The 14,145-nt window shown below is 41.1% G+C and carries 16 protein-coding genes and 1 tRNA gene; 2 read left to right on the top strand and 15 right to left on the bottom strand.

Annotation, left to right across the window (positions count from 1 at the left end; genetic code table 11):
- Positions 1–170: 170 nt before the first annotated feature.
- Complete coding sequence (locus VL121_RS00340) at positions 171–2,606, bottom strand: penicillin acylase family protein (protein WP_325400986.1); 2,436 nt, start codon at positions 2,604–2,606, stop codon at positions 171–173.
- 448 nt (positions 2,607–3,054) lie between these two features.
- Positions 3,055–3,444, bottom strand: coding sequence for a hypothetical protein (locus VL121_RS00335; RefSeq protein WP_325400985.1), 390 nt, complete (start codon positions 3,442–3,444; stop codon positions 3,055–3,057).
- Between the two features lie 395 nt (positions 3,445–3,839).
- On the opposite strand from VL121_RS00335, the gene VL121_RS00330 reads away from it, so the two are divergent.
- Together VL121_RS00330 and VL121_RS00325 are read left to right on the top strand one after the other, a co-directional pair.
- Positions 3,840–3,923, top strand: a tRNA-Leu gene (locus tag VL121_RS00330).
- A 169-nt stretch (positions 3,924–4,092) separates the two neighbouring features.
- Positions 4,093–5,202 carry a site-specific integrase gene (locus VL121_RS00325; RefSeq protein ID WP_325400984.1) on the top strand — a complete coding sequence of 370 codons (1,110 nt, stop codon included), beginning with the start codon at positions 4,093–4,095 and terminating at the stop codon, positions 5,200–5,202.
- Between the two features lie 47 nt (positions 5,203–5,249).
- On the opposite strand, the gene VL121_RS00320 is transcribed toward VL121_RS00325, so the two are convergent.
- The 13 genes from VL121_RS00320 to VL121_RS00260 all read right to left on the bottom strand — a co-directional run bounded on the left by VL121_RS00320 (position 5,250) and on the right by VL121_RS00260 (position 14,096).
- Positions 5,250–5,489 (bottom strand): hypothetical protein, encoded by a 240-nt coding sequence (locus VL121_RS00320; RefSeq protein WP_325400983.1) that lies wholly within the window; start codon positions 5,487–5,489, stop codon positions 5,250–5,252.
- Between the two features lie 83 nt (positions 5,490–5,572).
- Positions 5,573–5,881, bottom strand: coding sequence for a hypothetical protein (locus VL121_RS00315; RefSeq protein WP_325400982.1), 309 nt, complete (start codon positions 5,879–5,881; stop codon positions 5,573–5,575).
- Positions 5,882–6,017: 136 nt separating this feature from the next.
- The gene (locus VL121_RS00310) at positions 6,018–6,200 is read right to left on the bottom strand and encodes a hypothetical protein (RefSeq protein WP_325400981.1); all 183 of its coding nucleotides are present in this window, start codon (positions 6,198–6,200) and stop codon (positions 6,018–6,020) included.
- Positions 6,201–6,202: 2 nt separating this feature from the next.
- Positions 6,203–6,523 carry a hypothetical protein gene (locus VL121_RS00305; protein WP_325400980.1) on the bottom strand — a complete coding sequence of 107 codons (321 nt, stop codon included), beginning with the start codon at positions 6,521–6,523 and terminating at the stop codon, positions 6,203–6,205.
- A gap of 20 nt (positions 6,524–6,543) precedes the next feature.
- Positions 6,544–7,650 carry a hypothetical protein gene (locus tag VL121_RS00300; protein ID WP_325400979.1) on the bottom strand — a complete coding sequence of 369 codons (1,107 nt, stop codon included), beginning with the start codon at positions 7,648–7,650 and terminating at the stop codon, positions 6,544–6,546.
- A gap of 6 nt (positions 7,651–7,656) precedes the next feature.
- Positions 7,657–8,424: a conjugative transposon protein TraN gene (gene traN, locus VL121_RS00295; RefSeq protein WP_325400978.1), complete on the bottom strand. Its 768-nt coding sequence runs from the start codon at positions 8,422–8,424 to the stop codon at positions 7,657–7,659.
- A gap of 23 nt (positions 8,425–8,447) precedes the next feature.
- Positions 8,448–9,752, bottom strand: coding sequence for a conjugative transposon protein TraM (gene traM, locus VL121_RS00290; RefSeq protein ID WP_325400977.1), 1,305 nt, complete (start codon positions 9,750–9,752; stop codon positions 8,448–8,450).
- Between the two features lie 25 nt (positions 9,753–9,777).
- Positions 9,778–10,290 (bottom strand): hypothetical protein, encoded by a 513-nt coding sequence (locus tag VL121_RS00285; protein ID WP_325400976.1) that lies wholly within the window; start codon positions 10,288–10,290, stop codon positions 9,778–9,780.
- A 3-nt stretch (positions 10,291–10,293) separates the two neighbouring features.
- Positions 10,294–10,911: a conjugative transposon protein TraK gene (gene traK / locus VL121_RS00280; protein ID WP_325400975.1), complete on the bottom strand. Its 618-nt coding sequence runs from the start codon at positions 10,909–10,911 to the stop codon at positions 10,294–10,296.
- A 6-nt stretch (positions 10,912–10,917) separates the two neighbouring features.
- A complete protein-coding gene (gene traJ, locus VL121_RS00275) occupies positions 10,918–12,114 on the bottom strand; it encodes a conjugative transposon protein TraJ (protein WP_325400974.1) in 1,197 nt (398 codons plus the stop codon).
- Positions 12,115–12,133: 19 nt separating this feature from the next.
- Entirely contained in the window at positions 12,134–12,763 is a 630-nt protein-coding gene (locus VL121_RS00270) for a TerB family tellurite resistance protein (RefSeq protein WP_325400973.1), read from the bottom strand.
- A gap of 26 nt (positions 12,764–12,789) precedes the next feature.
- On the bottom strand, positions 12,790–13,413 hold the full coding sequence (locus VL121_RS00265) for a hypothetical protein (RefSeq protein ID WP_325400972.1): 624 nt from the start codon (positions 13,411–13,413) through the stop codon (positions 12,790–12,792).
- 11 nt (positions 13,414–13,424) lie between these two features.
- On the bottom strand, positions 13,425–14,096 hold the full coding sequence (locus VL121_RS00260) for a conjugal transfer protein TraI (RefSeq protein WP_325400971.1): 672 nt from the start codon (positions 14,094–14,096) through the stop codon (positions 13,425–13,427).
- Positions 14,097–14,145 lie beyond the last annotated feature (49 nt).

The raw sequence follows: 14,145 nt of genomic DNA, 5'->3' as shown, positions 1-14,145 counted from the left end.
GATTGATTTGTAGTTGACTGGTAGCTCTTAGCCGTCAGCTTTCGGCTTTCAGCTTGAGCGTACTAACGATTGCCTGATAACTCATTGATGCATTCACTATTCACTACCCAGCGGTCTACGCTCCTTCATCGCGTACCGACCGCGCTGTTTCACCATCCACTTCTCACCATTCACTCACGGCCAAACTCCATTTTCCACACCAGTTTATCTCCTTCCTGTTCGCCTCTTTTCATAAACCATGCTTTGTAATATTCACCTGCCGCCCATTTATCTACAAACGAGTCGTAATAAGGACTTCCGGGGTTTCCCGACTGTCCGCCCGGGTATACAACATAAGCCCCGGTTTCATTTGTTAATTCAACCACCATGCGCCAACTGGGACCATGATTGTGCTGCATAGCGTTAATGATATGCGTTCCTCCTCCTACAGGCAATCCTGTTCTTGCAAAAGGCATCATGGCGGCGCCCAGCAAATGATAAATGGATGTATTTTTATTGACGCCCCAGGTAAGCTGATTGACAGCGCTGAGCGAGTCCGCGGTTTTTGCAGCCTGCTTATAAGCACTGGTTATTACATCCGCAATGGTTTCATGCCCGGGCGTATTAATATTATCAATGTATGTAAAGGCAGTATCGCGCAGTAAAGCTTCTGTTAATGTTTTATCGGACGGACGCAGCCCGGCAACACCGGCTTTTTCAAATTCATCATCCCATACCTGCTTTTCAAGATTAGCGTACCACAACTTAAAAATAGTAGCGCCTCTTTCATTAACATTGTTGTAAAGCGACCACCCGCTTACTAAATCAAGATATTTCCTTTCATTTTCATTCAGGCTGCTGTCGTTAATATATTTCAGCAATAAGGGTCTGGCTGTTTCCGCAAATACATTATAATTATCGTTTTGCAGTTTCATCATATCATCCGGCGTAATGTTCTGCATGGCATGCAATTTCCGGTTGATAGCGATGCCCCTGTACAGATCGTAATAACCCGGAATAAAATAAGGGTAGGTACTGTCGGCCGGCCGCTGGTTGGCGCTGCTCACGAATCCTCTTTCAGGGTTAAGGATATGCGGGTTTTCATCCCGGGGAATAAACCCCTGCCACATATAGCTGCTATCTTCCCCCGGCATTACATACAAGCCCTGCCTGTTCCACAATGCGGGAAAAACACCCTGCTGCCAGATGGCGATATCGCCGGCTTTGGACGCAAAAACAACATTATGCGCCGGGTTGGTGAAGTATTGCAACGCATTTTTATAATCTTCGTAATTGTTAGCGCGGTTTAAATAATACCATGTCAGGAGTTCGTTCGAAGGGTCATGCGCTTTCCAGCGTAAAGCCAATGCTGCGCCAGGTTTTGCAGAAGAAGGAAAACTTTCATCATATGTAACCGGTCCAAAAACCGTATAAGCAACCGTATCATATACCACCGGCTTGTCTTTCACTTTAATCGCTTCAATTCTTAGCTGGCTGTTTTTCCAGCCACTATCAAACCTGTACTGTGTTTTGGTTTCATCTTTAAACTGTATCGCATAATAATCCATTACATCTCTTTCTGAATTTGTAAAGCCAAATGCAATACTATCGTTGAAGCCGATAATAATGCCCGGCGCTCCCGGAAAGCTTACACCGTAAGCGTTCATAGTGGGTGTAATTACCTGCATTTCGTACCAGATGGACGGAAACGACAGATCAAGATGCGGATCATTGCAAAGTATAGGTGCGCCGCTTTGTGTTCGTGAGCCGCTTACCGCCCAGTTATTGCTGCCGTTGGCAGGATTGGGTTTTTCTATTTCCTGCAGGGCGCCGGCCATATTATTAATGTATACCGAATCGGCATGTGCAGGTGCAACAGGAGTAACAGAAGCCGGGGGGAAAAGCGTGCCTTTGGGTATAACAGGATCAAGTGAATCATTTACCTGTGGAAAAAGAACGCGCAGGGCTGCATCGCCAAAAAAAGCTTTGGCTTGTGTTAAAGGCAGGTCATCCGAAAAGCCCGACAGCGTTTGAGCCATCTGCTTTACAAAAAGCGCGGTTTTAAGGTTATTCCATTTTTCGGGTTTGTACCCTAATAACTTATATTCTACCGGTAGCCGGCTTTCAGGCAATGCAGCTATATATGCGTTTACTCCCGCTGTATAATTATCCACCTGCGCTTTGGTAATGGGATTGGCTTCCATTTCCTTCAGCATGTTTTCCGCCGCATATACCATTCCCAGCCTTCTCCTGCCCCTGTCAAAATTCACCGCTTTATCCCCAACAATCTCACTGATACGTCCTGCCGCCGCATAGGTTTGAAATTCCATTTGCCATAAACGAAAACGGGCATGCAGGTATCCCTGTAAAAAACAGGCGTCCTCATCATTATCCGCAACTATATGAGGCACCAAACGATCGTCAAGGTATACCGTGGACTTTCCTTTAAGCCCGGGGAACCGGAACTTAGCTTTAAAATTCTGTTTTATTGGTTCCGCATTTTGCCATATACCATGCTGGGGACTTAAAAAACTGCCCAGGGGAAGCGGCAGCAAGGTGGGAGTACCGAGGCAGATAATCAGCGCCACCGTTATCATACATGAAACACAAAAGAACACAATTCTCATGGCTTAAAATTAAGGGGTTGAGGCGAAAATAGGTAAAATATTTGCCTCCCCCTCCTTCCCAGCCAGGGCTGTTCAATTCTAAGCAACCGGTGGATAACTAAAGACTCTTGCCCAATGAAGGGCATTTTCGTATATTTCTGCTTTAATATTGAGGATTTTATTTTTTCTAAGGATATTCATGGCTGTACTCATAAGTACCGATAGAATATATGGATTCTCCCTGATACGTGAAGCACCTTCGTGTAAAGCCACATCCCTGACATAATGGTTTTTGTTTTCAATGCCCCAATGCTGCACTACATACCGGCTGCATATTTCAGCATTTTCAAGGCGGTGATTGGACAGATAAAATGCTGTTTCCTGGCGGTTGATGTATTGTTTGGTTTTTGTATCAAAGCCATTGGTAGAACGGTGTACCTGTACAACGGTTTTAATACAGGCAGCCCAATCATCGTCTATAATGTATAATGAAATCAGTCAGGTTCTGTTGATAGATCATAGTCGTTCTGTTGGTAATACGACCATGACCGCTATGGGGTTTTTGTTTATGCACATCACAAGGTACCTGTGTTTTGATCAGGCATGGTACATCTTCCAGTAAGGTGGGTTGATTGTCCTTAAGTTGTACAATAGCCATATGTCCTAATATCAATGATTGCTCCGTATCAAAAAACATCAGTTTCTGCATGGCTTTCTGATCTTCAAAATGGTCAAAGTTATGGCGCAGGGTTTTGCCGTCAACAGCGATAGGGATAATCATCTGCCTATCCTCCTGACCGTAATGGGTGATGGACTGCGTGAATGCACGAAAAGCAGCTTCCAGTTCTTCTTTATCCACTCACTGAATGATATTACAAACAGTAGTATAGGCCGGAGGAGTTTTCCAGTTCAATGACAAATCTTGTTTAATCATCTCAAATTTTATTTTGATAAACCGGCTGATATCACGGTAGGATTTCGCATTGCATAAAATATGCAATAACAGATAAGGTCAGTATATTACGCAGTTTGTATCTTCGTTCCTGTGGACGTCTGAAATCAGCAATGTCTGCAAAAAAGGTAGTAAGCATAGTATGTATCACTTTGTTTTTTAGTTCATTACAAAGTTATCCACATCTATTTTGTTTACTACCTTTTTATTTTTTAGAATTGAACACCCCTGTTTAATCTGTGCAGGCTGTATTTGAATAGTAGAAAAGCATTACATTTGCAACCGCTTTAAAAACAATACCTGCCCAGGTGGCGAAATTGGTAGACGCACTACCTTGAGGTGGTAGCGCTGGAAACGGCGTGCTGGTTCGAATCCAGTCTTGGGCACTGAGAAACCCCTTTAAATCGTTGATTTTCAGGGGTTTCTAATTTTTAACACGCTTTTTTTTGCCACTTTTTTACGCTTATTTTCACTGTTTTGTTCCCGTAAAGCTCCCACAGTTGTTCCCACACTTTTGGTGTCTTGTTTGTGGCATAGCCCATAAACAAAATTACTATGATTATAGAGGAAAGACTATCTGCCAACGGAAAGAAAATTTACTACCGGTTTATATGGGGACGTGGTTCAAGTGATAAAATGAGCGCAGGCATTTTTACCTACGCCAAACCCAAATCACAAATTGAAAAGAACCACAACAAGGAATCGCTGACAATCCTGGAATTAAAACGATCTCAACTTGTTTTAGATCGTCAGTCCATCGGAACCGGCTACATACCGGCTCACCGGTACAAACAAAACTTCCTTGAATTCTTTGAAGAGTTCACTAAAAAGAATGTGCGTAAAGGAAAAAGACATCTGCAATGCAGCTTCAATCATTTCAAAACCTTTATAGGAAAAAAACAGCTTGCCCCAATCGAGGTAACAGAAGAGCTATGCCAGCGGTATAGAAATTATCTACTCGGAAAATTTAACGGTGATACACCGATGAATTATTTTTCCGAGTTCAAGCGGATGATCCGTGCAGCTACCAAGCAGGGCTATTTTCGCATCAATCCGGTAGATGAAATAAAAGCTAAAGCAGGTAAAAAACGAAAATTAAAGCAACATCTGGAAGTAGAAGAATACCTCAAGTTATTAAGAACGCCTTGTTTGAACGAGGAAGTACGGGAAGGATATATTGTTTGCTGTTATACCGCATTAAGATGGGTGGATATTAAACTCCTGGACTGGTCAGATATAGGCGCGGATACTATTAAAACCCAGCTTATACAGGCAAAAACAGGTGAACCTGTTGTACTCACCATGCATCCAGTTGCGAAAGCCATTCTTGACAAAAGGAAAGCAAGATTTCAAGGGGAGAAACCAACAGGAAAAGTATTTAAACTTCCTGCAGCGGATGGCGCTAATAAAATCCTGACGGCATGGGTCAACATTGCTGGCATTGATAAATACATCACATGGAGTTCGGCAAGACTCAGTTTTTCTATCCTTCTTCAGGATGAAAGAGTAGACTCAGCTACCGTTGCCCTGTTACTTGGACATACTTCCACCAGGTATGTGGAAATTACTTATAAAAGGCATCGTCCTAAAGATCAGGAAGCTGTAATTGCCAAGTTGCCTTCACCTGAAAAAATGGAGCCGCCTCCTGAAGTGATATTCAAATAATAAAAATGCCGGATCAAAAGCCGGCATTTTTATTTGTATTCTTTTTATTATAATCGGTGTTTCTTTAGCGCTTTCTCGATTAAAGATTCTCCACCTGACATCATCAGGTCCAGCTCCTCTCTTTTGAAATACCCGCTACTATTTTTATATACACCAAACTCATCACATTTTTTAGCCAGTTGAGTCCGGCCAAGATTGCAATAAATCAATGCCTCTTCCGGCTTTAAATAAGGTTTATGGCAAATAGCTATAGCTTTCATTATAGCTAATTCGTTTCTCCTGATCATATTACTCAATATTTTTAAAAGAACGGATTGAAAACGCGAGGGACAAACTGATAATATTATTTTACTTTGAAATAAGGTTATCCCTATTTCAAAGCTTCACTATTAAATATTCTGGAGCTATCCAAACCATACTTCCGGATATTAGCTTTTAAATCCATCCACAATTGGATATTATAATCAGCAAGATCCATTATTTCTTCAACCGTTAACTTATGTGGATTAGATGGCGTAGCGAGCGGCTTTTCAATCGTTTGATCCAACGTACAGGAAAAGATATTCGGCGCGTATCCTTCACCCACCTCCAGTGACTTTCCAATAGCAATGCTATTACCAAACAGCCTAATTTGTTTTCCCGTAATTAATGTCAATGTTCTCCTTTTTAAATCTGCCATGATATATAAGTTTCTTTAGTTTAATAATGGATGAGGCTTATTAAAGACCTCATCCATGGGACTATCCCTACCTGCCGCCTTATCGCTGGTAAGATGCACTCCTGCAGCGCTCACTTCCTTTTCAGACGGTTTTATTTTAATTCATTCGGCTGAGTGTTTTATCGTTTAATTTTTCAGAGAACTTAACCAGCAACTCCGCAATACTTTCCGCTTCAAAAAGGATCTTGCCCTGGTAGTGTTTCTCAAAAGATTCCCTGTCATCCGGCCGGACTTTCATAATGCAATACTCAATTTCCTTAACGATAATATAATAATGCATGGCTAAGTTTTAATAGTGATGGTAGCAATGCATTCAGGGAAATGCGCCATATACACCAGGCTTCCAAGAAATGGATTAAAGGATGGCACATACCTTATATACCCATAATTGTGTAATTCCTGGATGCATTTCTGATACGTCGTTCTTCCGGAGATTTTCGCCAACCGCATGATTTCGTTGCGATACGCGGTAACAGGGTTCTGAACATTATTATTGCACCATTGAGTGAACAATGCTAAGTACAGGCTTACATGAACCGGTGCGATGCGGCCGTCTTCCGCCGCATATTTTATAAACGCATTGATATGTTCTATCTCTGTCACTTAATACTCAGGTTCTCTTTTTATGAAATAGATTGTCTTTTTCGTCGCGGTTTCTTTTGCGATGATTCTGCCGGACCACCTTCTTCCGCATCTCCTTTGGTGCTTTCCTTTTTTGCTTCCTGTTTAACGGACTGTTCACTGCCCTTGCTTTCTCCATTCAGTGAATTGGACAGCACGCGTTTCATGTTATTATCATACAGGTTCAACGATTTGAACTTGGGCGACGCTTCAATGAACATTTTTACTTCTTTGTCAGGCGAAGAAAACGTTACTGACTGGCGGTTGCCTCTTTGCAGGGATTCAATAAGAGATTCTTTGTACTTGGGGGTTTCCAGTTCCCTGATAGGATGTTTTGATAATTCTTTTACCAGATCAAAGCCATAATTCTCGTTAAATTTTTTCAACTTGAAATTGCTGTTGCCATCCGTTTCCTTAAAATCAAGTTGTACCCATGCTTTATATTTTTCGTTTTCCTTGTTGGATAATTTCTTATAAACCGCACGGCCCTGCATCAGGTTATAGGCTTCTTTAAGGGTAATATTATCCTCCTTGTTATTTATATAAAATGTTTGCTGGGCAACATCAGGACTGTTGGCTTTGCTAACGGCAAGAGAATACTTATTAAAAAAATACATGTCTGATTCACCAGATTTTTTGAAATGGAGAACGGACGCTGTGCTGTCATTTCCAAATTCCTGTTGATGTGGAATGACAAAGTCAGTTTGCCCCTTCTGTATTTTTGTTTTTAACTCTTCGGTATGGCTTTCGCCAAATCCGGAATACTTTAATTGATTACTGAGGTAATCGAAATTTTTTTCATTCATGATACTATTATTTTGAAATGAAGAAATATTTAGTTCCTGTTCAATAAGGAATGCAGGTTTATTAATAGAGTACACAGGTACATAAGCTTCCCATAAATAGTTGGCGGTATGCAAACCGTTTGGCATTTTGGAAATCACTAACAGGTCCTGCCGTATACCGTTAATTTCCTTCCTTCCCCGGTCCCAAACATCGGGATCATCGGTGTATTCATAATACCAGTCAGCTTTTGCCATCTTTCTCATCAGACCGGCCATGTCAAAAGCATCCAGGATGTTCCGTGATATGGGATAATCATTTTCCATTATTATTTAATGCAGGTCTGGTAAAGGAATGGCCCGGATGATCCTGCTATTTTTTATTTTCATCAACAGGTGTCTTCCGCCGTTACGTTCGTTGATCTCCACCGCCATGTATTTTGCATCCGGAATGGTGAACTTATCCAACGCAACAACAAGTGTACCCTGGTCATTTCCTTTGACCTGACGGATATTACCGGCTATATACAATGGCTTTAATTCATTCTCTTGCGTAGCGGTCCGTTTTCCCTTCTTCTTATCCCGGATATAGAACCGGAGAAAATCAATATCATAATCAATAGGGCTATAATTTTTTAGCCGTAACTGGTAGTACATCACATTTTCCTTGATATAGATACCTGTAATTGCCGCTTCCATATCCCATTTATGATCCTTGATGCCGCTCATGGTTGCCGGGTTATCCAGCACCCCGTTGGAGTAGGTTGCTATTGAAACTTTAGTATTGGCTGGCAATTTATATATCCACTGGACAGGATCTGCATTATATAGCACAGAGAAGGAATACAAACTTCCATCCTGCGTTATTACGCTCAGATTAGTTGGTACAAATTCTTTCCCCGCAGCTTTAACAAGTAAGATATTATCTGCCTCTTTTACCTGTTGGACGAGTATATCCCTTGTTCCCCGGTCAACATGACGGACAGGGAAAGGAAAGACCAGGCTGATTGTTTTATCCGTGGCTATGTTAAGTTCTTTTGTTTGTGCATGAGAGTCGGATAGTAAGATGAATCCGCAAACCAGTAATAGTAATTTTTTCATGTGTATAGCTTTAATAGTAAAAATTATTGTTGGGTGTTTTTGTCTTTCAACAGGATCTTATAGCCGGCTTTCACCTGCACTTTCACCAGCTTTACTTTTTTACTTAGTAAGGTTTTAGCCGTTTCGATACCTGCGCTGGCAGCCTGGGAGCCGATAGATGGATTCAGGTTATTTAAGGCGACTGACTGCAGAGCATTGTCGGTAGATTGTTTGGCTACATCCCTGGTTATAGCTCCGGGTATATAAATACCAGGTAATCCATCCATATCAAATACTTCCAGCTTAACGGGATATAAGGAATTCTGATCCCTGATCGAGTTTATCTCAACGTTTAGACGTTCATTATTAAGTGAAGCAGTGCCAAATACAAAATTGTCTTTGCCAATGAGATGACCATTAATATAAATATCATTGAGCAACCTCATTTTAATAACGGCACCGTTAACCAGCGTTTGGTTTTCATGTACTACTGCCTCAATAGCATTTTGTGAAACAACGACAGCCATTTCATCATTCAAGCCAAAAAAACCTGTAGCCTTTGTTGGTGCAATTATTCGTGACGTGTCCAATAAGCTGATATTGCTTTTTGGTGCATCGCTGGTCACAACAAATACCTGGTCCCTGCTTTTTTCTGATTGATCTTTCAATCTGTCCCTCATTCGTTCGGGGTGCTGTATATCCAGGATCTTATCCAACATGCCGCTAAGCCGATTCATTTCCGGGTCTTCTGTCGTAGCATTTTGCGTCATCATCTGCATCATTTGTTCCAGCCTGTCAACGTTTTCAGTAGGTAACCCGGCTTGTTGGTGTTCGGGCAAATAGATTTCTTCTTGCTCATTACCCGTGGTCGCCTCATTCAAAGACCGGTTCAACTGATCTAACTTCTGGTATACTTTTTCTTCATTAGGGTCACTGTACGCTTTCCTGCCATATGGTGAGGCATTGAGTTCGCCGGATAAATAGGATTTATTACCGGGAAGTATGACTTCTTCTATAGTTTCTTCCGCAATGGTATCTTCCTTTTCCTGTTCAATCTGTTTGTTGAAATAAGGGTCATTCTTTATTAATTCCCGCAGCCTCGCAGAATCGGTTGCAGCCTTTTCATAGTACCCAAGCTTATCAAGTGAATTATCTTCTCTATTATTAGCACCGGGAAGATTAAGGTTAAGCCCATCCTGCCGGGTATTCATAGCTGCCTGGGCATCGGAACCCTTTCCACCGCCCAATGCCCAGAAAGCCATTGTAATGAAAGGAATAATCAAAAGAGGTAGTGCCAGTAACATTTTTCGCTTTCGCAGGAATGCTTGCGGCTGTTGTATATCTTTCATATGTTTTATTTTTATTTAACGGTATTTATTTATTGTCTTTTTCATACGGGGCTTGCAATTGATAGATGCGTTCAAGCTGATAAATACTATCAATCAACCCTGGTCGCGCATTTATAATACTGTCGGCGATTCTCTTTCCCTGTTTGCTACCGTACAGGCTATCCATGTACCTGCGAAACTCAACAATGTTTCGATATGCACGTTTTGATACGATGGATGAGGGTTTTGTACTTTCATCACCGGTATGCGTAATGTTTTTTGATGTTTTTATCCGGGTTACGGAAAATATATGCTTGTCCTTCCCGGTAATACTGTTCACCAACACCAAAACACTATATCCTCCTGTAAACAAACAGAACAATACAAGGATGAGCCGTTTAGACCGTATTGAGAATTTTTCACTCCATCCCTGCATAAAATCAGCCCAGCGTTTTTGAAAACGTAAGGTCTTACTGACAAGAGCATCAGCAATCCTTTCCTGCCCTTTATGAACTTTGGAGACAGGCAACTTTTTTTCTTTTTTAAATAATCCAAACATGACTTACCTGTTTTGAATTTTTATATCCTTGTTTTCAATTGTTCGCCATCGCTCGATCAAAAAACCATGCGGGTTGTTGTCTGACCGTGATACGTTACGCAAATAACCTGTTGTGATCAAACTCCTGGCGACAACACTTGTAGTCCGGATAATCCTTTGTGTAGCATAACACCTGAAATAATAAGGAGACTGGTTGATATCCACAACTACGCTATCCACATTGATCGTTTGACTTACATTACCTGAGATGATATTGATATAATACCCGCTTTCTTTTAAATTGTCATATTGCCTTTTTGCAGATAGATCAGCGAGGTAAAGCGCTTTGGTGATATTGGATTGAATTACCTTTTCGTCAGGGTCAAGGGTAAAGAAGAAGTGATGAAAGGTTTTTACATGATCTTTTGCCTCTACCGGTATATTATCTTTTCTTTCTGCCGCATAAGCCTCCAGTGCCTTGCCATTGGCCAAAATGTAAATCTTATCCTGGATATTGGTTACCAGTTGAAAGCTTTTGTATAATGAATAGCAACACAGCCCGGTACTTACCAGTATGATCAGCAGTGTGAATCCACGGACATACTTAAAGGCAGTATCAATATTTTTCATTTGTCTAAACATAATTGCCTATCCTTTTAATTTATCACGCATATAATTCCCGGAAGAACTTTTATCATCGTTAAAATATCCACTGGTGGTGCCCTGGCTTGCCATGCTCTGACTCATCGCTGACGCAGCATTACCCAATGCGTCAACAGCCATGCCCGGCGCAGCTACTACAATATTCCTTCCTGTTGTAACAGACCTGGAAAAACCTGAACTCACTCTTTGTAAAAGCGTATTGGCCCCACCGGCATTGACGATATAATTGGCTACGCTGGGCACATGGTAATAGCCTGCTATTCCGATAATCATAAAAATGAGGTAAGCGATGTCAGTGGAACTAAAAAAGGTATCACCCTGCTCCTGTATCTGGCTGATATCAAGCTTTAGCATATTCTCCTGGATCCTGCCCATGATTGCCCCGAAAATATTGGCGACCGGAAGCCATAAAAAGATATTCAGGTAGCGGGCAATCCATACAGTGAGTGTATGCTGGAACCCATCGAAAACGGCAATGCCAAATACAAGCGGTCCAAGGATGGCTAATACAACCAAATGAAATGTCCTGATAGTATTGATACAAAGTGCGGCAGCTTCATAGAAAACTTTTAACACTACGCTCAGCCATTCCTTAATGGAGTTTTTGATATTATAACTCAATTTGGCCATAGCGAAATGAACAGAATTGCCGATTCCTTCCAGCCATCCTTCTTCCCCGGGTGCTTCATCAAAAGTGTACTGGTACCATTTGTCGCGGTTACCCTCACTTGATTCACCTACATACATTTGCCAGTAGATCGTTTTTTTTATCGCTTCTTCTTTTTGTTTTAATAGTGCTGCAATGGCTTTGTCAGAACCGGCTACCATATCTTCGGTACCGGAAATAGTCGGTTTCATAACGCCATTGATCATGGCCAGCACCGAGGGAAATATAATAACCGCAAAGCCGAGAACAAATGGCCTGAACAGGGGATAAAAATCAATAGGCTCTGCATTGGCAATATGACGCCAAACCCTTGAGGCAATATACCAGGTAGCCGCAAATCCTGCAATGCCTCTTCCCACGCCGATCAGCTTACTGCAAAGGGGTATCATATCATCATATAATTTATCCAGCACCGAATGCAGGCTGTGAATTTCATCCGTCAGATCCTGGGCAAGAAGCATCCCCGGAAAACAAATCATTGCCAGTAGTAAAAATATCCTTGTATGCTTTTTCATGTTACTGCTTTAAAACTGATCAGGGTTTGGGTACATCATATAACTTTCTCAGCACGTCCACATCCTGCTGCTCTTTGCTGCGTTGTATATTTAATAAGGAAGTACTGCTGTTGAAATGTCGCAGGAAAACAACCTTGTCCTGCATTTCGGTGAAAATCTTATCAATAGCATTCAATCTTTCATCATCCGACATGCGAAGTTTTTTTGCCGTAACTACCATGAACAGATCATCAAGGTTTTTCAGGTTGGCTTCAAAAAGATTTTTATAGACCTTCCCCATGTATTCAATTTCCTGCGGAGTAAAGCTGGCTTCAGCTTTAAACCGGTTATAAGCGGACTTATATTCTCTTACCAATAGTAGCTGCAGATCAACAATGTCTGCTACACGCCGGTACTTTTTTACAGCAGGGCTTACTTCAAGTAGCCCGTCCAGAAAGGTTTTATGCAAACTGAAGTTTCCCTTAGATATGTTCTTAATGGTATTATAACCCCCGTTCAATATCTCGTAAGCTTTTTTTAAATCGGTGAGGATTTGCTTGAATTGCGCCAGCTTTTCTATGTTAAGTGCCAGTTGCATGATTTCCTTATACTGTGCCGGAGACTTGTAGCTGGTAATGACCAATACAAGTATTATCACTATTTTTTTCATCTTCAGTTATTTAATGATAGTTTAGATCAGGGCTGTTGAGGCAAGCCGTACAATGCCCTGCTGGTTTCCACATCCTGTTTTTCTTTCATCCGTTGCGCTCCCAATACGAGTATTTCGTTACTGAATTTTTGTACAAATCCACAGTTGTCCTGCATACCGGTATATAATTCTTCAATTCTTTTTATCCGTTCATCATCACTCATCTGATAATTGCCGGCAGTGATAAGCGTCAATAACTCCTCCAGCGAAGCAGCCGTATCATCCAGCAGCTTTTTAAAAACAGCATGGATATACGCAATCTCGGATGGAGTAAACTGGTCGCTGTCCAATATTTTTTTAAAACTGCTTTTATATGTACCGAAGATTTTTGCCCGTGCAGTAATCATGTCAGCTACCTGGGACATGTTCTTTATTTTGGGATTAATGCCTTTTAGTGAACTAAAAAAATCACGGTGCAGGTTTAATTCTCCATTCTTTATGTTGCTAATCAGTGTAAGTCCTTTCCTTGCGATCCTGTATCCTTTTTGCAGGTACTCTATGTATATTTTATTGGCTGCTATTTGTTTTATATAAAGCTTGATCTGCGAAGACTGTGCCTGGCTGCAAATAGCAAAACCCAACATAAATATGATAGTTATCATTTTTTTCATGGCCACTTTATTTATTGAATACCATATAGTGCTTTCACGATTTCTATTTCCCTGAGATCTTTCGCTCTTTGCAGGCTCAGTAACTGGTTTTGTGTATTGAATTGCTGTAAGTCTGTAAAGTTTTGGTCAATCCTGTCCGCCGCTGCATTGATGATCTCCAATCTTTTGGCATCGGTCATTTGTGTAGAGAAAGAATTAATAACTAAGAATATCTGATCCAGGTTTTTCAGGCTCTCATTGATAATACCTGTGTACACTTGGCCCATGTATTGAATTTCCCGGACAGAAAAATGTTTATCTCTTTTAAATAATGCAAAGCCCCGTTTGTAGGTTTCAACCAGCCTGAGTTGTTTCTCTGTAATGGATTTTATTCGCTGGTAATAGGCAATAAGACTTTTGACCTTTTTTAATTCATCGAAATAATCTTTATAAAGGTTCCTTTGTTTTTCAACCCAACCCGTTATTTCATCCAGTTTTAATTTGGACATGGTATTCTCAAGGGTCTTTTGTGCATTCTGAAGCCAGATGGTTTTATTCTGCAATCGCTGTACAGCCAGGTCCATTGCATTGATCACCGCTTTTATGGCTTCCTGCACCACCACCCATACTATCGCATGACTTTTTGTGGTAGGAGCAATGGATAAACCAACACTAAGTATAATTATCAATACTATTTTTTTCATCTTGTTATTTTTTTAAAATGAATTAACCCTGGTGTTCCTGTTATATCTT

Source organism: Agriterribacter sp. (assembly GCF_035497235.1).
Lineage (GTDB): Bacteria > Bacteroidota > Bacteroidia > Chitinophagales > Chitinophagaceae > Agriterribacter.
Note: the sequence above shows the minus strand (reverse complement) of the source record. Positions and strands in the feature narration are given on the sequence as shown.